The organism is Streptomyces glaucescens (assembly GCF_002154375.1).
Lineage (GTDB): Bacteria > Actinomycetota > Actinomycetes > Streptomycetales > Streptomycetaceae > Streptomyces > Streptomyces glaucescens.
Map to the genome: position 1 here is coordinate 1 of NZ_MUND01000181.1, position 20,202 is coordinate 20,202.

The 20,202-nt window shown below is 70.3% G+C and carries 17 protein-coding genes; 11 read left to right on the forward strand and 6 right to left on the reverse strand.

The window, feature by feature from the left end; genetic code table 11:
• Window positions 1-620: 620 nt before the first annotated feature.
• The 6 genes from CCN42_RS13475 to CCN42_RS13500 form a co-directional block, all read right to left on the reverse strand.
• Window positions 621-944 (reverse strand): hypothetical protein, encoded by a 324-nt coding sequence (locus CCN42_RS13475; protein WP_086735695.1) that lies wholly within the window; start codon window positions 942-944, stop codon window positions 621-623.
• Complete coding sequence (locus CCN42_RS13480; RefSeq protein ID WP_086735697.1) at window positions 941-2,158, reverse strand: Shedu anti-phage system protein SduA domain-containing protein; 1,218 nt, start codon at window positions 2,156-2,158, stop codon at window positions 941-943. Before CCN42_RS13480 ends, CCN42_RS13475 begins: the two co-directional genes overlap by 4 nt.
• A gap of 381 nt (window positions 2,159-2,539) precedes the next feature.
• The gene (locus tag CCN42_RS42110; RefSeq protein WP_143661905.1) at window positions 2,540-2,764 is read right to left on the reverse strand and encodes a hypothetical protein; all 225 of its coding nucleotides are present in this window, start codon (window positions 2,762-2,764) and stop codon (window positions 2,540-2,542) included.
• Between the two features lie 71 nt (window positions 2,765-2,835).
• The gene (locus tag CCN42_RS13485; RefSeq protein ID WP_158102087.1) at window positions 2,836-5,142 is read right to left on the reverse strand and encodes a type I restriction-modification system subunit M/S; all 2,307 of its coding nucleotides are present in this window, start codon (window positions 5,140-5,142) and stop codon (window positions 2,836-2,838) included.
• Window positions 5,143-5,908: 766 nt separating this feature from the next.
• A complete protein-coding gene (locus CCN42_RS13495; RefSeq protein WP_086735703.1) occupies window positions 5,909-6,319 on the reverse strand; it encodes a PIN domain-containing protein in 411 nt (136 codons plus the stop codon).
• Window positions 6,316-6,534, reverse strand: a complete 219-nt coding sequence (locus CCN42_RS13500; protein WP_211294697.1) for a type II toxin-antitoxin system VapB family antitoxin — start codon at window positions 6,532-6,534, stop codon at window positions 6,316-6,318. The genes CCN42_RS13495 and CCN42_RS13500 overlap by 4 nt, the downstream gene beginning before the upstream one ends.
• Window positions 6,535-6,943: 409 nt before the next feature.
• On the opposite strand from CCN42_RS13500, the gene CCN42_RS13505 reads away from it, so the two are divergent.
• From CCN42_RS13505 to CCN42_RS13555, 11 genes are all read left to right on the forward strand, one after another.
• Window positions 6,944-7,159, forward strand: a complete 216-nt coding sequence (locus tag CCN42_RS13505; protein ID WP_086167437.1) for a type II toxin-antitoxin system VapB family antitoxin — start codon at window positions 6,944-6,946, stop codon at window positions 7,157-7,159.
• Window positions 7,156-7,578, forward strand: a complete 423-nt coding sequence (locus tag CCN42_RS13510; RefSeq protein ID WP_086167436.1) for a PIN domain nuclease — start codon at window positions 7,156-7,158, stop codon at window positions 7,576-7,578. The genes CCN42_RS13505 and CCN42_RS13510 overlap by 4 nt, the downstream gene beginning before the upstream one ends.
• Before the next feature lie 156 nt (window positions 7,579-7,734).
• Window positions 7,735-8,604: a nucleic acid/nucleotide deaminase domain-containing protein gene (locus CCN42_RS13515; protein WP_086735705.1), complete on the forward strand. Its 870-nt coding sequence runs from the start codon at window positions 7,735-7,737 to the stop codon at window positions 8,602-8,604.
• Window positions 8,605-8,641: 37 nt separating this feature from the next.
• On the forward strand, window positions 8,642-10,327 hold the full coding sequence (locus tag CCN42_RS13520; protein ID WP_086735707.1) for an ATP-binding protein: 1,686 nt from the start codon (window positions 8,642-8,644) through the stop codon (window positions 10,325-10,327).
• Window positions 10,328-10,486: 159 nt separating this feature from the next.
• Window positions 10,487-12,190 carry a WXG100-like domain-containing protein gene (locus CCN42_RS13525; RefSeq protein ID WP_086735709.1) on the forward strand — a complete coding sequence of 568 codons (1,704 nt, stop codon included), beginning with the start codon at window positions 10,487-10,489 and terminating at the stop codon, window positions 12,188-12,190.
• A gap of 136 nt (window positions 12,191-12,326) precedes the next feature.
• Complete coding sequence (locus tag CCN42_RS13530; protein WP_086735711.1) at window positions 12,327-12,935, forward strand: SUKH-4 family immunity protein; 609 nt, start codon at window positions 12,327-12,329, stop codon at window positions 12,933-12,935.
• Between the two features lie 305 nt (window positions 12,936-13,240).
• Window positions 13,241-13,951 carry a hypothetical protein gene (locus tag CCN42_RS13535; RefSeq protein ID WP_086735713.1) on the forward strand — a complete coding sequence of 237 codons (711 nt, stop codon included), beginning with the start codon at window positions 13,241-13,243 and terminating at the stop codon, window positions 13,949-13,951.
• 3 nt (window positions 13,952-13,954) lie between these two features.
• The gene (locus tag CCN42_RS13540; RefSeq protein ID WP_086735715.1) at window positions 13,955-14,386 is read left to right on the forward strand and encodes a phage holin family protein; all 432 of its coding nucleotides are present in this window, start codon (window positions 13,955-13,957) and stop codon (window positions 14,384-14,386) included.
• A complete protein-coding gene (locus tag CCN42_RS13545; RefSeq protein WP_086735717.1) occupies window positions 14,362-15,024 on the forward strand; it encodes a DUF3618 domain-containing protein in 663 nt (220 codons plus the stop codon). Before CCN42_RS13540 ends, CCN42_RS13545 begins: the two co-directional genes overlap by 25 nt.
• Before the next feature lie 622 nt (window positions 15,025-15,646).
• Entirely contained in the window at window positions 15,647-19,378 is a 3,732-nt protein-coding gene (locus CCN42_RS44400) for an FG-GAP-like repeat-containing protein (RefSeq protein ID WP_245877268.1), read from the forward strand.
• Between the two features lie 291 nt (window positions 19,379-19,669).
• On the forward strand, window positions 19,670-20,188 hold the full coding sequence (locus CCN42_RS13555) for a toxin-antitoxin system HicB family antitoxin (protein WP_086735719.1): 519 nt from the start codon (window positions 19,670-19,672) through the stop codon (window positions 20,186-20,188).
• Window positions 20,189-20,202 lie beyond the last annotated feature (14 nt).

Sequence of the window (20,202 nt, forward strand, 5' to 3'; positions counted from 1 at the left end):
TTCGATTCTCGTCACCCGCTCTTCTTGAAGCCCCAGGTCAGTGGCCCTGGGGCTTGCTAATTGATCAGCCGTCGCTGCGTTTCTCGGGCCTCCCGCCGTCGACGATTGGGCACGCGGAGGACACGAGTTCCTTGAGGCGGCAAGCCCTCCGCATCGCAACAGGGCGCTGACCTGCTCTTTGACGTAGCTGAGCGAGAGATTCGAACGGCCGGGCCCTCAGCCCGCCGTTCCCGGACAACGCCAGACACTCGTCCCACACCGCACCACGTCGTGGGTGGATGCAAATCTCTTGCGGGGGCGGGCGCTTGACCGCGAAGGAGCCTGCATCAGAGCGGGAGGTCGCCAGGGAGTACCCGAGCGGCCTCCTACCCGCTTCGATCGTCGGCCTCGTGGCGACTGCAGCTACGACGCTGACGTCCCCAGCCGTTTTGCGCAGCGTGACCAAGCTCACCGACGTTACCGGCGATGCCGTACCTGCAGACGACGACCACCCTGGCCGCGGGCGACCAAGTCAGGGACGGCGGGGCGGAGGACATCCTGGGCAGAGCAGGGCTCATGTGCAGGGGCCTGGCCGCCCCCTGAGCCAGGCCCGTCCGTTGAAGCCCCAGCACGTTGCGTGGTCAGGTCCGTCCCTGCCGTAGATGGCGGGAAGCGGCGAGGCAGGAGGACAGCCAAGTCGCCTCCTCGCGGTTGATGATCAGATCCGCAACGGTGATCATCCCGTCCATCGGGCCGTCGAGCCGAATCGAGTGGTCACCGACGAGGAACATCTTCCAGTCCGCGTCGCTGTGCCAGAGCCGAGCGGTCTTCTCGCCCCGACGCTGGGCGAACACGAGTTCCTCTCCGTACTCGTTCATGAAGTATCCGACGTAGTCCTTGTCGGTGATCTCACCGCCGCATAAGCGGGCCAGGAGCGGTTCGATCGCGGGTGGTGTGTCGGTCATGCGGCGGACTCCTCGTCCGGGTCGGGGTCTGCGTCCTGCCGTGCCGATGACAGGGCCAGCATGCGGGAGGCTGAATCCAGCAGGGTCTCGTATGTGATCACTTCTATGCGCGCCTGGTGTGCGTTGTAGGTTCGCAGCGTCTCCGCGATCTCCTGGGAGGTGACGTCCCCGGTCACGTACCGCGGGTGTCCAATCACGACCGTCGCCGACGCCCGGCGGGTGTCGACTCCGTGCTCGGCCAGGATGCTCGGGCGGTTCTCGTCCATGGCCCGGAGGTAGTTCTGCGCCTGGGAGACCGCGCGGTGCGCCAGGGCACCCAACATGAGGTGGCCGGAGCGTCGTATGACCAGGTCCTTGATGTTGGCGCGCTTGAGCTCCACCACGTGCAGGGAGCCGTCGCCGCGCAGGAGGGGGATGTCGAGGATGGCGTCCGGGGTGTACTGCCGGCGTGCCAGCTCGGCCACGTAGGCCCCGCCGAAGATCCATTCCTGGTTCTTCAGACAGCCATGGAGGGCACTCTCGGAGCTGTCCGGGTCCTCCACCGCGGTACGCAGGGCCGCCAGGCCGACCTGCCTGGCCCGCAGTTCGAGCAACTGGGCCAGCATACCGGCGTCGACATCGGCCAGGACGTCGCTCATCATCCGGGCGGCCTCAGCGGAGGCGGGCCGGGGCAGGTTGCGGAGGATTATCTCCATGTGTCCGTATTCCTGGAGTCGCCTCGCCTCCTTGGTGGAGAGCCGGATCCCGCCCTCGCCGTCCCCGAGGCCCAGGTAGTCGACGGACTGGGCTATGCCGCGAAAGAAGTCACGGGCGTCGGCGGCGCTTGCGCCGGGCTTGTCGCGGCACAGGACGTCAAGGGCGGCGACCGCCCTGTCCGCACCCAGTGCGGCCATCCTGCGCATGTGTTTCTCGCTGCGCTGTCGGGCTTCGTCGTCGTAGTAGTTCTCAAGGATGTCAAGGAACAGTTGGCCTCCGGCATAAGCGGCGAAGCGCTGAAAGCGCTGGGCGAATGCGAAGTCGCCCTGGAGGATGGCCTCTTGGGCCACGTCCTCCAAGGCGTTCACCAGCGGCCTGCCCTTGCCGTACGTCCCACCGAGGCCGCCCATGATGTGCAGCACCGCGTCGACGCGCTCCCGGACGCGCGCGTCCTCAGTCAGTTCCCGTGCCGTCTGGACCAGTTGCCAGAGCGTGAAGCCGGATCGAAATGTCGTCACGCGGGCACCCTAGGGCCGGCCACTGACAACCACGCGGCAGCAGTCTCTGTGCACGCGCGAAAGCGTTCCCCGACTGGACGTCCGACCGAGTCCGGCTCGACACCGTGCCCGTCCGAGAACGCACTCTGCCCACCACCCGTGCCCATAGCGTGCCCGTAAGAGCGGACAACCACGGCCAACAGCGGCGCGATCCGACCCGCACGACTGCGCGAGCAAATGCCATCTGCCCAGGTCATAGACATAGGGACGAGTCGAGCACCGTCGCTTCCCAAGCTGAGAGCGCGAGTTCGATTCTCGTCACCCGCTCCATGACTGAGGCCCAGGTCAGAGACCTGGGCCTTTTTGCCAGCCAGGCTCAGCCACGCGGACGGTCGATCCGGGTCAGTCGCTCTGCCGTTTGAGTTCGCGTACCGCCGCGGGCAGTGCGAGGCACAGGGCGAAGGAGGTCGCGAAGCCTCCTCCCCCTGCCAGAACGGCATCGGTGGAACCAACGCCTGACCGCATCACCAACAGGCTGACGAAGAGGCCGACCACCATGGAGCAGGCAACGTACAGTGCCAGCCACAGTTGCCACGTACGTGCGAAACGGCCTGTCGATTCGGGCATGGACGTAGATCCTTTCGAGGGTTACGGGCGGGGGGAGAGGGACGCGCGAGGGGTTCAGCGGTGGCAGGCCCTCACAGCGGCTCGACCGAGCCATGCAGCAGGTGTTCGGCGAGTTCGGCCCGTAGCCGGCCAAGTGCCGAGACGTACGAGGCATACGCGTCGGCGCGTCGGCCGAGCTCATCGAGAAGACGCACGCTCCGCCGCTGCTGCCCGATCGGCGGAAAGCGCACGGGAAGGTGGCCCAGAGCAGCAGAGCTCAGTGACGGGGCTGCCGTGGCCGCCGCGCGGTGGGACATCCACTCGCGCGAGTGCCGGAGGCCCAGGTAGGCATGGAGGTACTGAGGGTCGATCTCGGCATCCGGGCGTACGCGCAGCCGCGTCACGTTCGAGCTGAGCAGCCATCCGGTCTGCGTGCCGGACACCAGCGCGGGTCGTTGCTGCGCACCCGTGCGTACGCAGACGATGTCGTTCGGGAGCAACTCGAACCTCTTGAAGCGCTCGGCCGTCTCCCAGGGCACGCGGTCCCGGGGCTCGTCCGCGATCCTCCCGTCGACGAGATCCTGCGGGAAGACGAGCGGAACGCCGGCGTCCGCCGTGCGTGCCGCTGCTGGCAGGCGGGTGTACGACGGCCCGGGTCGGATTTCGCACAGGTCCTTGAGCACTGCCTCGTTCCAGCCGCCGGGTGCCGAACCCGTGCGATAGCCGTTCCCCGGTTCCCTCGCCCGCCGCTCCAGCAGAAGCAGCTCGTCCGTATGCCCCACCACCTCACCGGCTTCGAGCAGCTGGGCCGTGACGGGAGCAGCGCCGTACTTTCCACTCCCCAGGTAGTCGGCAGGGCGGAGTGAGCATCCTTCGTCGGCGACGACCTGGCGGGCCACGACGACAGCAGAGAAGCCTCTCTCAGCCGCACGCACCGCGTACTCGCCGTCCGGGCACTGCTCCCCGTCGAGCCATGGGCGGACCACGGCCGTGATCGCTTCGCGATCCGTGTCCCGCAGTACGCGTCGACGCCGGACCTTCGTCCCCAGCTCCTGGGCGTCGACGAACAGGATGCCTTCCCTCGCCGGATGCTCCGCTCGTCGCAGCACCCACAGGGACACCGGCACGGGTGTCGCGGAGAACAGATGGGACGGCATCGTGATGACACACTCCACGGCCCCTCCACGGACCAGGGCGCGGCGGATTTCGCGCTCGGCAGTGTTGACCGAGTTGCCCGCCTTGACCGGCATGACCACCACTGCGCGACCACCGGGTACCAGCGCGCCGAGGGCGTACTGCACCCAGGCAAAGTTGTCATTGCCCTGTGGCGGTGATCCGTACGGCCAGTCCCCTGTCCGGCGTCCGGGGCCGGGTGCGTCGCTCATGTTGAAGGGGGGGTTCGTCAGGACCACGTCGACACCGTGTTCGCGGTTCGTTGGCCACCGGTCGGACCGGGTGCTGGTCAGCTTCGGCCGGACACCGAGGTGGAGAAGGTACAGGCTCGCGACTGCTTGCAGCCGGCCGTCAAGGGTCTCGCCGTGCACGGTCCCCCGCGCGCCTCCGATGTGGCGGTGCGCAGCCGCCAGCATCTCTCCCCCTCTCATGTAGGGGTCGAGCACCGAGGTCCTCTGCCCCGGGGTCAGTACAAGTGCTGCGGACAACGAGGCCAGGCCCACCGGACTGCAGAACTCCGAACTCTGCAGCCCCTCCCGGGCGCTGAAGGACTCCCACACCAGTTGGAACGCGCCGACGCCTGTGCCTGCTGCCGTCCGCACTGCCGTGGTGAGGTCACCCCAGCTCCGTGGTTCCAGTTGCAGCAAGCTGCTGCGCATGTCGGTGCGGTCGCCGTTCCGGCGCAGCGCGTCCTGCGCCATGTCGCCGAGGCAACGGAGCAGCGATTGCACGTCTCGGGCCCCTTGGCCTGCCGACATGGCATGCTCGATGCGGCGCCATCGCCCCGGTTCCGCATGTCGTACGTACATCACGATGAGACAGAGATTCACGAAGTCCGCCATCGTCGCCGGGCCTCGGACGCGGTCCGCGAGTCGGCCCATCAGCTGATCGACGGCCTTCTCGTCCTCGGCCCCGATGCGCTGAGTGCGCTCCACGGCCTCCGATTCCGCAGCGGGACGGTCACCGCTGGTCCGGAGGAATCGGTCGGCGTAGGTGGTTCCCGCCTCCTCCCCTTCGAGTAACTGCGACCGGGGAATGATGCGGTTCATCAGCCACCGCGTGATCTCGGCCTCGTGGAAGAGCTCCGTATCGCCGGAGCGCACAGGGGCGGGAAAGTCTTTGTGCCGCCGAGCCCAGTTCGACACAGCCGGACGCTTCACGCCCGCACGCTCAGCGATCTGGTTTCGGGTGACAAGGCCGGTTCGTTCATCGTGCGCCAACTGCACGTCGTCTCCTGGTGGTTGGGCCAGTCGCACTTCCAGTGCGAGGACCGTACGAGGAGAGGGGCGTACGATCCAAACGCGCATTCACAGTGCTCGCTTACTCCGCCTCGGCCGGGAAGTGGGCAGCCCGCCCTGCGACGACGGCAGCAGAGACGGAAAAGCACGTGGAAGCGGGTCCTTGACGTTCCTGCGACCGGGCTCCCTGCTGAGAGCCAACGATTATGGGACTTAACAGAAGTCTCAGGAGGTTCCTCGCGCGCTGTTCCGAGGTTCGAGAGCTGGGTGATGCCGAGGGGCTCGGCGAGCTTCTCGACCCGGCGGGTGAAGACGCCGGGAAGACGTGCGCTGGGCACGTCCGGGATCCGGCCCTGCTCGGTGCGGCGACGGTGTCAGTCAACGCGATCGCCCCGACCAGACGTCGCTGACCTATCGTGTCCTGCGTTGCGGAAGACGTCGGCCTCAGCGGACATCAGCGCGTCGGCGAGCGTCCTGACCATCGCGCGCAGCGGGTCAGGACCGGCCACGGCGAGTCAGAGCGCTGATCACCGGAGTCAGCGGCCGGCGTACCACCGTCGGCGTCCTGCTGGGTCACGCCGCCGGCGGATCCTCCGCCTGGTCCGGCACTGGCCCTTCACCGGCACCAGCCACTCCACCGCCGCCCTCGAACGGCTCGCGCTCCTGCCGAACCCGGGCTGACCAGCGGATTCAACCGCCCCTACGGCAGCCCCTCACGACCCGGAAGACACCCCTGTCAGGCGACAAAGGCACGTCAGACGACGTCGCGGATGTTGTGCTCGGTCAGGTCGGATGCGTGCCGGGCGACAGTGCTGTAGTCGGCATCGTCGTGGAGGACAGTCAGGCCGTGGTGGGCGGCAGTGGCTGCGATGACAAGGTCTACTGCCGAGGCACTGCGGTGCTCCCCGGCCTGAGCCATACGGTGTTGCACCGCGCTGATCCAACGCGCTGCGTCCTTCGGCACCGCCGCGTCGGGACAGAGGTCGGAGAACATTTCCGCGATCTCGTCGCACTCGCGGCCATTCCGGGCGTTGTACAGGAACTCGGTGCGTTGCACGTAGCTGGATGCGATGGCTCCGGCATCGATCGCGTCGTACCAGGCCGATTGCGGTTTCGGATCGCGGAGCAGCCTGACCAGGCCGGACGTGTCGAGCAGGTAGATCACCGGCTGCGCTTCTCCGCCCGGTGCAGGCGCTCGGCATCCTCGACGGCACCCCACTCACGGGCACGCTCGAAGTGACGGCTGATGCGCGCCGCACGCTCCTGCTGCTCGGCGTAGAAATTCAGAGCGAGATTGACCGCCTCCTTCTTGGTCCGGACACGGGCCAGAGCCATGGCGCGCTCCAGGGCGTCGTCGATGTCGATCTGGGTCACGGACATACCGCACCTCCCAGGCAATGTTGGTGATGTACATAGAAGAATGCGTCACCAACATCGACCGTTCCACATGTCGGCTCCCGGTGTATGCAGTCGTGACGGGCCCTCCAGGTCAGCCCCGGAGACGAGGCGGCCCGTCCGGTGCACCGTTGCGCGCCGTGCGGCCCGGCTGCTGGTCGCGCCCGTGCCCACAGTTCGCCGGTGTGGTGCTGCGCACGCTCGGCGCGCACGAGGTCGCCCAGCCCGATCCCCTCACCACCCCACCTCGACCCCGCCATCAGTACGCCACCCGAAGCGGGGCGCCGCCTCGGTACCGACACTCACCGTGCGGCCTCGCTCCGCCCCCTGCCGACTGGCGGTACGGCGCTGTATATACTTGATGACAGCTTGTATATCCATGGAGGTGCATACGATGACGCGCACCGTGATCGATCTCGACGACCAGCTGGTCGCCGAGGTGGCCAAGGCTCTCGGTACCAGCACCAAGAAGGAGACGGTGAACACGGCGCTGCGCGAGGTGCTGGACAACCGGCGGCGGGCTCTCGCCCTCACCCGTCTACGGGCGGCAGCGGCCGAGGGCGCCTTCGATCTCGATCTGCTGGAGGACAAGGGGAACTACCGCCGGTGAACGCCGCGCAGTTCCTGATCGACACCAGCGCGCTCGCCCGGCTGCTGCGCGGCGATGCCGAACAGTACGGGTGGGACCAGGCGGCAGCAGCCGGGCTGATCGCCACCTGCCCCATCACCGAGCTGGAGTTCTTCTACAGCGCACGCTCCGCCGCCGACCGGGCACAGGGCATCGAGGACATCCGCATGATCTTCGGCTGGGTGCCGGTCGATGACCGCGCCTACGACCGTGCCTGGCAGGTCCAGGAGATCCTCACTCAGCGCGGACAGCACCGGAGTGCCGGAGCTGTCGACCTCGTGGTCGCCGCCACGGCCGAGTTGCAGGGACTGACCCTCCTGCACCGCGACCGGGACTTCGAGTGCATCGCCGCCGTCACCGGCCAGGCGCTTCAGTGGTACGGGCCGGACGCCGGCAAGTGATCCGGGGCACGTGCCGGCTGCACCGCCGGCGCGCGACCACCGTGCGGGCGGGGTGCCTTTGGCCGGGCTCGTCTCGGAATCGTCACAGCGCCCCGGCCCCCGTCCGGCCTCCGCATAGGCTGGAGCCGGTCAGTCCGTCAGCGTGAGAGGTCTGTGATGCCCGAGTTCCCCTCGGACCCCGCCATCGCACAGTTCGGCCCCCAGGGGCTGCGCCGTATCAGCGTGCCTGCCTCGTACGGGACCGTGCCGGCCTCGGCTCGCAGCCACCTCGCGCAGGTCGGTGTGCCGCTGCACGTCGGGCCGTACTTCATCGCGGCGGACGAGACCGACGGGCCCACCCTCGGGATGTACGCCGGCCACCGCGGCGTCGCCCTTCAGGGCGACTGGGCGGAGTGGGTGCGCATCGGCACCGACCGGCTGGCGCATCTGTGTGTCCGTACCGACGGCTCCGTGCAGGCCCTCTTCCTCGGTCGCGCCGAAGCCGCCCTGTACGTGAACTCGGACGTCGCCGCCTTCACCCACTGCGCCGCCGCCCTGGACCGCGCCCTCCCGGTGATCGCCGCCTCCGACGGGCTGCAGTCCGCCGCGGGGGCGTTCGCCGCGCTGGTCCAGGAGATCCGGCAGATCGACCCCGGGGCCGTCGCCGACCGGGAGAGCTGGTGGTCGCGGGTGCTGGACGACGTCCGCCACAGCCTCAACTTCCCCTTCTCGTCGGCCTTCGAGTACGTCGGCGAGGACGGCGCGAAGCAGATCGTCACCGCCCAGGCCGGTCCGGGCCGCCTGCACCCCGAGGAACAGCTGTGGCAGCGGCTCTCCTCCTCCGGAGTGGAGCCCGAGCAGGTCCGCCGTGTCTACTGCGAACTCGAACCGTGCATGATGCCGGGCCACTACTGCTCCGCCTGGCTCCAGGCCGTCCTCCCGCACGCCGAGTTCACCCACAGCTTCGACTACGGCGACACCGCGGAGTCCCGCGAGGAGGGCATCAAGGAACTCATCACCCACGCCGCGCAGCAGGCCCGGCAGTGACTCGCCGCCCCGGCGCCGAAGGAACGGAGGCGGGTTCGTGACCGCCGGCCCCGCCCCGCGCTGGTCCCGGCCCGCCTCCGGGCGGGAGCCCGCCGCGGCCGCCCTGCTCTCCTGGCTCGGCGACCCCCGCGCCCCGGGCCTCGCCGTGGTCACCGGCGCCGAGGGCAGCGGCAAGTCGCGGCTCCTCGCCTGGTTGATCGGCCACGGCACCCGGCCCGGCACGGTCAGCGAACGCCGCATCCACGGCTTCGTGCCGCTGCCCGGCCTGACCGCGACCACGGCCGCCTGGATGCTCGGCGAACAGTTGTCGATCGCCGCCCGTTCCCCGGGCGACCTGCTGGCCGCGCTGGCCGCCGACCGGCGCCGCACCGTCATCGCGCTGCCCGAGCTGCACTCCGCCGAGCAGCCCGGCTCCCTCGTCGACCTCGTCCTCGGCCTCGCCTCGCTGGAGCACGTCCGGGTCCTGGTCGAGGTCCGCTCCGGTACGGAATGGGCGCGGGCGCTCACCGCCGGGCCGTGCGCCCGCATGGACCTGGACGAGCCGCAGTGGACCGACGAGGCCCGCCGCGCGTCGTGGGAGGCAGCCCACCCCGCCGTCCCGGCAGCGCAGGACGCGGAGCCGGAGCCCGAGGAATCGTTCGACCTGGACGATCCTGCCTCGGTCTGCGCCGCCGACCCGTGGAGCGTGACCACCGCGTACGAACGCTCCGCGGAGAGTCACGGCGGACTGCGCGCCGCCTGGCTGCGGGCCGGCGCCTCGCTGACCCGTGAGCAGCCGGCCGCCGAGCGCGCCCTGGTCCTCCTCGCCGCCCTCGGTGACGCCGGTGATCCGCGGCTGTCCGCCACCCTCGACTCCCTTGCGCGCGACGCCTCGTGGACCGTCGTCTGGCACCGGGTGCGCGGTGACGTCACCCCACCGTGGCCCGGTCCGGTCCGCTCCCTGGTGGCCGGTACCGGACCCCTGGCCGGGCAGCTCGTCGTCGCCGACCACCAGGGCACCGTGCGCATCCTCGACGCGGAGAGCGCCGATTCCGTCGGACGCCTCCCGCACTCCGTGCCCGGCCTCCGCGCCGCCGCCGAGCACGGGGACGGCACCGTCACCGTCCTCGACGAGCACGGCCTCCTGCACACCCAGCGCGCCGCCGAGTCCGTGAAGCCCAAGGGGGTCGCCGCCCTCCTCGACGACGGTCCCTCGGTGCGGGAACGGCTCCTGAGTGCCGCTGCGGAGTACGCGCGGGATCAGCGGGAGAAGGTCACCGCGCTGACGGGCGCCGGGGACCGTGTCGTCCTCGGCGACGCCGCCGGAACAGTGCACGTGGTGACCGTCGGCGCCGAGCCGCGCACCGCCGCCCTGCACCAAGGGCGCGTCACCGCGGTCGCCGCGACCGCCCTGCCCGTCTCCGCTGCGGGTGACACCGTCACCCTGCTGTACACGGGCGGCGCCGACGGCACCGTACGCGCATGGGCGCCTCACACCGATCCCATGCCCGAGCCGGTGGCGGCCCGCAACTGCGCCGTCGACGCGGTGGCGGTGGCGATGGCCGGCGCCACGCTCGTCCTCGCGATCGCCTGGGCCGACGGTCTCGTCGAGCACCGGGTCCTGGACGACGACCGGCTGCGCACCTTCCACCCCGGCAGCCAGGCCCACGCCCTTGCCTTCACGGCGGACGGGGACCTCGTGGTGGGGACGGACGAGGCACTGGTGCGGCTGCGGGCGCGCTGACAGCCGAGCCGGGCCAACTCAGGTGGCGTCACCGACACATGGGGCTCGCGTCACAGAACCGTGACGGGGCCCGGTCTACCCTTGTGCACCTGACAACCGGCCTCGTTAGCTGTCGGGGCGGGAGTTGCAGCAGTCGACGGGGGAACGGAGCGCGCGGCCATGGGTCTGGTACTGCCCAGCATCGTCGACGAGGCACTCGACCTCATCGGGGTCAACTGGCCCAACGTCGACGAGGACGACTACTTCGAGATGGCGACGTCCATGCGGGACTTCGCCGACAAGTTCGAGGGTCACGGCGGCGACGCGAACAAGGCGGTGACCCGCATCCTCGACTCCTCCGAGGGCTGGGCCGTGGCGTCCATGAAGAAGCACTGGTCGCACGTGAAGACCGGTCACCTGGAGAAGATCCCCCAGGTGGCACGGCTGTTCGCGGATGCCTGCGACGGAGTCGGACACATCATCCGCGGCATGAAGGTCAAGGCGGGCGTCGAACTCGGTGTGCTCGCCGCCACCATCGTCGCCGAACTGGCCGCCGCGCCCGTGACGTTGGGCATCACCGCCGCGGTCGCCGCCGGTGAGATCGCGCTGATGCGCACCATCGTGAAGCGGCTCATCGACGAGGCCACCCAGCAGATCGTCGACGAGCTGATAGCGAAGGTCACCGAGCCCGTCACCGGCAAACTCCGCGAGCTCGTCTCGGACACGGTCCTCGATCTGGCGGAGGGAGCCTTCAATCCCGGTGACAACCCGGGCGGCATGAAACTGGCCTCCGCGGGCGACAGCGGCGACTCCGGCGGACCGGGCGGTTCGGGCGGCGGCGAGGGCAAGAAGACGGTCATCGACCACGTCGCGTTCGAGGACGGCGCCGGCAAGGTCGCCGGACACGGCAGCGACTTGGGCGGCCAGTCCGGGATCCACCTCGGCAAGTCGAAGACCACCTTCGGCAAGACCAAGGGCAAGGACACGTTCACCCAGGCCTTCGACGGCATCCTCGAGGAAGCCATCGACAGCATGGAGAAGGCCGCCAAGAAGGTGACCGACCATGTCACCGACACCATTCCGGACCGTGTGAAAGCCGCCTCACGGCACCAGAAGCGCAAGGACCGCGACATCGGCGACGAGGCCGAGAAGGTCGAGGTCAAGAAGGTCAAGGGCGACGGCGACACGCCCATGTACCTGCTCAGTGACGACGGTTCGATACGCCAGTTGCACCCCGACGGGACCACCAGTGCCGTCCGTTCCGACGACTCCTCCGGAGTGAAGCACGTACTCGGCGACAAGGCCTGGTACCCGTGGAACAACAAAGGGGAGAAACAGCGCAAGAACAAGCCCGACAAGGGCAACACGGTCGACTCCACGAAGGTCGCGCCCGGTTCCACGCCGCTGGCCCGCGCCACCCAGCTCGGCCGTTATGCCAACCGCACCGAACGCCCCGATTCCTACATCCCCGGCGGCAACTATGCCTCGGCGCTGTACGACGACGGCAAGGGGAACCGTTTCATCCTGGTCGGCGCGAGCGGTGAGGCGCACTCCGAACGTTCCATCGGACACCCGCTGATCAAGCAAGGGCACGAGGGCAACGTCGGCGAGCTCTACACGGAACGTGAGCCCTGTCAGAAGAATCCCAAGTGCAACAAGTTCCTCGCGAGGGAATTCCCCGACGATCTCGAGGTCACCCACAGCGCCAAATACGACCAGCACGAGAAATCGGACGGCGAAGAACTCAGCAAGTACCGGAAGGACCGGGAGCACCGCGCCTACGTCAAGTGGCTGCACGAACAGTGGGACCAGCACGGTGTCGCCGGCGGACGCACTGATACAGTGATGAACCTCTCGCCCTCGGAGAACAAGTTCGTTCCATAGAAGGGCGGGTGACCGGGCGGGGCGGAATCGGATTCGCGCCGGAAGCGCCCCGATCCGCAACGCTGTTGTCGTGACCGCTTCCGTCCACTGAAAGTCCCACGGCGCTCGTACCACCACCGAATTCGGAGTTCCGGCAGTGCTTTTCGACGTCACCCGCAGCGAACTCGTCGGCATCTTCGGCGAGGACCGGATCGCGACCCTGCCCGCCACCGCCTTCCCGCCTTCCGCCGCGGACACCGAGGGCGCCCGCCTCCTGCAGACCGTCGGCGCCCCCACCGGGACGCTCCTGCTGCGTCAGCCCGGCGAGGACGACGGCCTGTTGCCGCTCGTCCAGGACGCCGTCCACGTCGAGGACTTCGAGGACGCCGCGGAGGGCGCGGGCGACTGGCCCGTCATCGGCTGGCTGCTCAACGCGCACCTCGCCCTCGACCCCGTGTCCGGCAAGGTGCACGCCTTCGACCCCGACGAGGAGACCGTGGTCGAGCTCCACGCGGACGTCTCCTCCCTCGTCCAGGTCACCCTCCGGCTCCAGCGCCTGCTCGAGGAATTCACCTTCAGCGACGACGAGGAAGCCGGCTTCGAGCGCCTGGAGGCCGAGGTCGAGCGCATCCGCGAGGAGACGAGCCGCGTCGACCCGCTCCCCTTCCAGGACGACGAGACCGTCTGGTCCGTGGTCGGCGAGGAGATCGCGGCGGGCCAGCGCTTCAAGGGCAACAGCCCGGGGGCTCGCTCGCTCTACGGGTGATCGCCGTTCCGGTACCCCCTGAGAGTTCCGGGCCCGGTCCGGCCTCGTAGGGCTGGTCCGGCCTTGTAGGGCTGGTCCGGCCTTGTAGGGCTGGTCCGGCCTCACAGGGCTGCCCCCGCCCGGACTCTCCACTTGCCACCCTTCGCCCGTTTTGTCATTATTCGCCCGCCTCAGGGCATCCTTCGCCCGTCGTCGAGACGCCGGCAGAGATTTCCCCTCAGGCATGTGTGAATGCCCACGAAACAGTCACTCGTGGATAAAACCGGCTTACCGACGCGTCGGCGCGTGTCGAGGAGGAGTGGCTGATGAGTGAGGCAGCGCAAGGCAACACGACGAGGCTGCAGCAGACCGGCGAGGCGGCCCGGACAGAGGCGTCGGCCACGGCCGGTCAGGCCAAGCAGGCCGCGGGCCAGGTCGCGGGTACCGCCGCCGATCAGGCCAAGGCCGTGGCGGGGGAAGCGAAGCAACAGGTCGGCGCGGTCGCCCAGGACCTGCGGAGCCGCGCGAAGGACGAGGCGGAGGCACAGAGCAAGCGGGCGGCCGAGACGGTGCGCCACTGGGCGGACGACTTCGCCGCACTGGCTGAGAACGCCCAGAGCGACTCCCCTGCCCGCAGCCTCGCGGCCCAGGCCGCCGACCGCGGGCACCGGGCGGCCGACTACCTGGACCGACAGGGTGTCGGAGGCGTCGTTTCCGAGGTGCAGGAATTCGCCCGCCGTCGCCCCGGCGCCTTCCTGGGCGGGGCGCTGCTGGCCGGGCTGGCCGTCGGACGACTGGTGAAGGTGGCGGTCAAGGCGGACCAGGCTTCCGGAAACGGCCACCAGGCGGTCTCCGGAACCTCGGAGCCGGAGCGGACAGCGCTGAGCGAACCGGGGTCCACAGCGCTCCCGGCCGGCCCTCCACCGGGCGCGCCGGCACAGGGGCCACCGGTGGTCCCGCCCGCTCCGCCGCAGGTCCCGCCGACCGTCGGTACGCCCCCGCGCGATACGCCGGGTCGTCCGTACCCGGAGGTGTGAGGAATGGCGTCACTCTCTTCCCACCGGGTTGAGCCGCACCGGGTGGAGTCGTACCGCGGGGACACCTCGGTGGGCGAACTGCTGTCCGCCGTGACCGCGGACGTCCAGACCCTGTTCCACCAAGAGGTCGAACTGGCCAAGACCGAGGTCAGGCAGGAGGCGACCAAGGCGGGCAAGGCCGCCGGGATGTACGGCGGCGCCGGGTTCGCCGGCTACATGGTGCTCCTGTTCCTCTCACTGGCCGCCGTACTGGGCCTGGCCAACGTGATCGACGGGGGCTGGGCCGCCCTGATCGTGGCCGCGGTGTGGGCCGTGGTCGCGGCCGTCCTGTACCAGCGGGGCCGTAGCCGGATGCGCACCGTGCATCCGAAGCCCGAGCGGACCGTCGAAACGATCAAGGAGAATGCGCAATGGGCACGTCACCCGACCAGATGAGGGCCGAGATCAACGCCACTCGGGACCGGCTGTCCGCGGACGTGGACCGGCTCACGGACTACGCCAGCCCCCGACGCGTGGTGCGCCGCCGCACCAGGAGGGTGCGCGGTGCCGTCTCCGGCGTGCGCGAGCGGGTCATGGGAACCGCCTCGGACACCGCCCACGGCGTCAGGAGCGGTGCCCAGTCGGCGGCCGGTTCGCTGCAGGAGGGCACCCAGCAGGCGGCCGGCCAGGCCGGGGAGGCGATACGGCAGGCACCCGACCAGGCGATGCGCCGGACCCAGGGCAATCCGCTGGCCGCCGGCGTGATCGCCTTCGGCTTCGGCATGCTGGTCTCCTCGATGCTGCCCGCGACCCAGGCGGAGCAGGAGAAGGCCACCGACCTGATGGAACGCGGCGGCGAGGCGCTGGAGCCGGTGAAGCAGGCCGCCCTCGACTCCGCGCAACACCTGAAGGAAGGCGCCAAGGAGGCCGCGCAGAGCGCCACCCAGGAGGTGAAGGACACCGCCGCGGAAGGTGCCCGCACCACTCAGGACGAGGCCCGCGACCAGGCCACCCGGGTGACCGAGCAGGCACGCGGCTCCGGCAGGCAGGTCGCCGACGAGGCCCGGCGTCAGCCCGGGGCCGGGGCCCCGTGAGCTCCGTGGGCGATGGGTGCCCGCGCGGACCGCGCGGGACCTTCCCCCCGCACACGCCGGCCGCCGCCGACCGCTGAGGGCCGGCGGCGGCCGCGTGCGATCCGCTGCGCCCGGGGACCGGCCCGACGGGCCGCAGCCTGCTGGGCCACTCGTCGAACTCAGCAGCTGGCGCGGTGACTGGGGCACTGAGCTGCGCGAGGAGGGATCGGGCCCCGATTCCCTGCCGATGGGGGACGGCGCCTGGGAGCCCGCGCTGACCGAGCACCGGCCTGGGCGGGTACCCGTACCAAGATGATGCGGAGTACGAGACCCCGACGGCTGAGGAACTGAAAGAACGTCGCGCCCAGCTGCGCGAGTACGTCGCGGTGTTCGCGAGGGAGCAGGTGCGGCGCGAGGGCTGCACAGGCTTGCGGCTGCCGACGGGACCGTGACGCGCTGCGCGGGCAAGCGTTCCGCACGGCGCGAGCACTGTCTCCTGGTGTCCCTGAACGGATATCTCCAGGGGCGCCTATGTGCGATCATTCGCGTGATTTCGCCGTGCGTCGCCCTCGACACGCTCCGCTGTCGCGCAGGGCCCCGGCACTCGTCCGCGTCGTTCGACGCCGTCCTGGGGGGGATCGCCATGCCCTACCGCCTGTACGCACGCGGGAGATCCGCGGCGTACACCGCTGTCCTGTTCACCCTCGCGCTGTCGGTCCTGCTGACGGCCCTGCTCCCGGTCGGGTCGGCGCAGGCGACCGGGAGCACCGTGACCAGCGCCGCGTCCGATGCCTCCGCCGCCGAGGACTGTGCCGCCCTTGCGCTCGCTCCCTTCGGGGATCCGGGGTCCGCGGTGGGCAGGGCGACGATCCCCGCCGACGGCAGCGCCTGCTTCGGCTTCACCGCGGAACAGCCGGGCCTGCACCGCGTGCTGGTGCAGGATCCGAGTGGCGAGGCCTACGCCCAGGTCTTCGACGGTGAGACCCAGTTGGACTGCTACGACCCCGCGTGGGGCGCCGGCTGGTGCCTCCTGCCGCGCGCCGGCGCCTTCACGCTGAAGGTCGTCAACTCCGGCTGGGACACCCGCGAGATTCCCGTGACCGTCACCCCGCTGGCCACCGCCGCCGGTTGTGCGGAGGAGACCGGAACGTCCTTCAACCTCCCCCCGGTCACCGGCTCCGCGGCGTCTCCGCTCGGTCTCGTCTGCCACCCGTTCACGGGGAAGCCCGGCGAGCGGATCACGGTCGACTTCCGTACCAGGACGTACGGCTCGTACGTCAACTGGATCACCGATGAGACGGGCGCCCACATCTGCCCGCGCTTCAACGAGGACGACAGCGAGGGATGCGTACTGCCCGGTGACGGGCCGTACCGGGTGCTGGGGCACATCAGCCAGGCCGAGAGCGGCTTCCCCGCCGCCTACACCGTGAAGATCCGTCGGCTGTCCGACCCCGCCGGCTGTGCGCGGGTGCCCGTGAACGCGTACGACTCCGCGCCCACCACCGTGGATCCCGCCACCGGCTGCAAGATCTTCACCGCCCCGGCGGCGGGACGGTACGGCGTGTACGAGGTGACCGGCGGGAGCCGGTCCGCCCTCGCCGTGTACGACCGCGACGGGAAGACGGTGTGCCAGCAGTGGCAGTCGCCCTGCCCCGTTCCCGCCGCCGGTGACTACGCCGTACTCACCGATCACGCGACCCTCGTCGTCGACCGGGCCGCAAGTGCCGGTTGCGCGCCCGCCGAAATCGGCACCCACCAGGGCACCTTCGCCACGGCGGGCGAGATCGACTGTCTGACGCTGCCGTTGCCCGAGGGCGCCCGGATGGCCGCGCTGACGCCTCTGAGCGGGCTTCCTCCGCAGCCGGACGTGGTGGTCGTCGACGCCGACGGAGTCCAGCGGTGCGACGGGGAGTCGCTCGGCGCGGGCACCTGTGCGCTGACCGGCTCCGCCCCGTTCCGCGCCCTGGTGTCCACCGACGACGAGAACCCGGCGACGGGGTCCTACCGCATCGCGCTGCACCGTACGGACGCGGCCGGCGGGTGCCCGGTCGTTCCGGCGGGTGACTTCACCGCCGAGGGCGCCACCGCCCGGTTCCGCACCGGTGACGGCGTCTTCTCGCACTGCCTCTCCATCCCGGCGGACGACCACAGCGCGGTGGAGAACCTCCAGTTGCGGGCCGTCTCCGGTACGTCCACCGCCGAGTTCTCGGTGCTGGACGCCGACGGCGAGCAGGTGTGCAGCGTCTGGCCCTCCCGGTCCACCTGGACCACGTGCCGCCTCGCCCCGGGCATCGCGCACACGGTGCTGGTCACCGGCCGCGACACCGCCGCCGAGTACACCCTCGCCCGGCGTGACGTCACCGCCACCGCCAAGGGCTGCGCGGCGAACCCGGCGACCGCGGTGGGCGGTCCGTCCACGGGCGGCACTCCGGCGGCGCCCGGCCTGCTGCTCTGCCACCAGGTGACCACCGCCGACGCGGGGGACGTCCTGCACCTCGACGTGCGCGACCCGCTGGGCACCGCCAACCTCCTGGCCTACGACGCGAACGGCGACGCCGCCTGCTCGAACCGCAACAAGGCGTGCGCGGTCACCGGTTCCACCAGCTACCAGGTCCTCGTCACCGTCCCGCCGAACCTGTCGGCCGCCGCGTCCTACCGGTTCGACGCCCTGCGGATCGCGACGTCCGCCGGGCCGGCCGCCGAGTGCGCCGAGGTCCCGAACGTCAGCTACGGGTACGGGCCGGTCACCGGCACCCTCGACGAGCAGCACACCGCGGTCTGCGCGGCGCTGCCCACCGCGTACGCGGACCGTTTCGCCTTCGTGGTCAGTGACACGGCGGGCGGCACGCAGACAGCCGTGCCCTCGCTGTACGACCCGAGCCTGGACCACACGTGCACGCTGGCCATCCCGATCGGCTACCAGTGCTACGTGAGCGAGCCCTACTCGGCGGACGTGACCCCGAGCATCCTGGTCGTCAGCCTGCCCGAGAAGGCCTCGCAGACCTCCTACAAGGCGGAACTCGTCTGCTCGTCCGCGCTCTGCGGCACCGAGAAGAAGAGCATCGGTACCGTCACCCCGACCAGCGGCGCCGCCGGCGGCAAGGTCACGGTGACCGTGACCGGCACCGCTCTCCACGCGGACGACCGGGTACGGATCAGCCGGTCCGGCAAGTCGGTCCAGTCCACCACCGTCTCGGTGGCCGCCGACCGGAAGTCCCTGACGGCCGTCCTGGACCTGACCGGGCTCACCGCGGGTGACTGGTACCTCAGCGTGAACACCCACAACGGCTGGGAGTACCCGCGCGGCTCCTTCACGGTCACCCCGCCGGCGCTGAACAACACCGCCGCCCCGACCATCACCGGCACCTCCCAGGTCGGCTCCAGGCTCACCGCCAAGCCCGGAGCGTGGACGCCGGTCCCGGACTCGTACGCCTACCAGTGGAAGGCCGACGGCCAGGTGATCCCGGGGGCCACCGCCTCCACCTACCTGGTGCCCGCCTCGCTGCGCGGCAAGAAGCTGACGGTGGCCGTCACGGCCCGCAAGACCGGCTGGCAGAGCACGACGGCCGAGTCCCCCGCGCGCGTCAGCACGGCGGCACCGAGGGACCACGCGGGCACGGCGGCGGTACCGGACGGTGTCGGCGATCTGCTGACGCTGAGCTCCAGCGGCTCGCTCGCTTTCCAGCACGGCTCCGGTACGGGGACCTTCTCGGGCCGGACCAGCGGCTCCGGCTGGTCGGTCTCGGTCAAGGCGGTCCCGTTCGGCGACATGAACGGTGACCGGTGCAATGACGTGCTGGTGCGGATGGCCGACGGCTCCCTGCGGGCGTACCGGCCGGGCTGCGGGAAGGCGGTCACGCCGTCGACGCCGTACGTGTCGCTGGGCACGGGCTGGAACCAGCACGACGTGCTGACCTCGCCGGGAGACATCACCGGTGACGGGCTGGCGGACCTGATCGCCCGCAACTCCGCCACCGGGGCGGTGTACCTGTACAAGGGCGCCGCCGGCGGCAAGCTCGCGGCACGGGTGAAGCTCTACGACAACTGGAAGGGCTACAAGAAGCTCGTGGGTGTCGGCGACCTGAACGGCGACGGTCACGGGGATCTGCTGGTCCAGGACGCCTCGAACGAGCTGTGGCGCTACAACGGCACGGGGACGGGGAAGTTCACGTCCCGGGTGAAGGTGTACGACAACTGGGGTGCGGCGTACAACGTCGTCGTCGGCGTCGGCGACATCACCCGGGACGGGAGGGCGGACCTCGTCTCCCGGGACACCTCCGGCAACCTGTGGCGCAGCAGCGGCAACGGCAGGGGCTCCTTCTCCGGCGCGGTGAGGATCGCCACCGGGTGGCAGGGCTACAGGGCGCTCTTCTGATGTGGGCCGTGACGCCGTGAGAGGACGGGGGAGGCCCCGGCCGCGGTCATGACCGCGGCCGGGGCCTCCCCCGTCCTCGTTTCTCGCCTCCGGCATCGTCGGCACCACGTGGCACCAGGTGATGCCATGTGGCGCCACATGGTGCCGCATGGCGCCAAGTATGACTCCATAGCCATCTCTGCCTTCACCTGGACCATTCCCGCAGCTCAGAGCCGCCTTCGCACCCTCCCCGCCGCGCGCGGCGCCACCTAGGGCTTGCACGTGGCGCCATTCTGGTGTCATTATGGCGCCATGGACCTCACCCCGTATGTCGACACCCTCCGCCGCGAGCTCGCCGTGGCCGCCGAAGCCGGTGGGGACGACGCGCGCCGGCTGGCCGAGAGGCTCACCGCTCCGCTGGAGTCGGCGACGCGGCTGACCATGCTCAACGTGCTGTCCGCCGCGATGGACGAGATCACCCGCGAGCTGGCGCCCGGCTCGGTCGACGTGCGGCTGCGCGGGCTCGACCCGGAGTTCGTGGTGACGCTGCCGCCCGTCGACGGCGGTGCGCTCGTGGAGCCGGCCGGGTCCGTCGAGCCGTACAGCGCCCCGGCCCCGGCCGACGGCGACGAGGGCGGCACCGCGCGGGTCAATCTGCGGCTCCCGGCCCATCTCAAGGCCCGCGCCGAGGAGGCCGCGAGCCGTGAGGGGCTGTCGGTCAACGCGTGGCTGGTGCGCGCCGTGTCGGCCGCGGTCGAGGGCGGCACCCGGCCGCGCACGGCGGAGAAGAGCCAGGCCGTCGGACAGAGCTTCACGGGCTGGGTCCGCTAGGCCGTGTCCGCAAA

What these genes read in the sequence shown, in the direction of transcription:
- CCN42_RS13475 (WP_086735695.1), bottom strand. Translation starts at nt 944, where the DNA reads ATGACCGACACACCACCCGCGATCGAACCGCTCCTGGCCCGCTTATGC.
- CCN42_RS42110 (WP_143661905.1), bottom strand. Translation starts at nt 2,764, where the DNA reads ATGCCCGAATCGACAGGCCGTTTCGCACGTACGTGGCAACTGTGGCTG.
- CCN42_RS13500 (WP_211294697.1), bottom strand. Translation starts at nt 6,534, where the DNA reads ATGTCCGTGACCCAGATCGACATCGACGACGCCCTGGAGCGCGCCATG.
- CCN42_RS13505 (WP_086167437.1), top strand. Translation starts at nt 6,944, where the DNA reads ATGACGCGCACCGTGATCGATCTCGACGACCAGCTGGTCGCCGAGGTG.
- CCN42_RS13515 (WP_086735705.1), top strand. Translation starts at nt 7,735, where the DNA reads ATGCCCGAGTTCCCCTCGGACCCCGCCATCGCACAGTTCGGCCCCCAG.
- CCN42_RS13525 (WP_086735709.1), top strand. Translation starts at nt 10,487, where the DNA reads ATGGGTCTGGTACTGCCCAGCATCGTCGACGAGGCACTCGACCTCATC.
- CCN42_RS13535 (WP_086735713.1), top strand. Translation starts at nt 13,241, where the DNA reads ATGAGTGAGGCAGCGCAAGGCAACACGACGAGGCTGCAGCAGACCGGC.
- CCN42_RS13540 (WP_086735715.1), top strand. Translation starts at nt 13,955, where the DNA reads ATGGCGTCACTCTCTTCCCACCGGGTTGAGCCGCACCGGGTGGAGTCG.
- CCN42_RS13545 (WP_086735717.1), top strand. Translation starts at nt 14,362, where the DNA reads ATGGGCACGTCACCCGACCAGATGAGGGCCGAGATCAACGCCACTCGG.
- CCN42_RS44400 (WP_245877268.1), top strand. Translation starts at nt 15,647, where the DNA reads ATGCCCTACCGCCTGTACGCACGCGGGAGATCCGCGGCGTACACCGCT.
- CCN42_RS13555 (WP_086735719.1), top strand. Translation starts at nt 19,670, where the DNA reads ATGGACCTCACCCCGTATGTCGACACCCTCCGCCGCGAGCTCGCCGTG.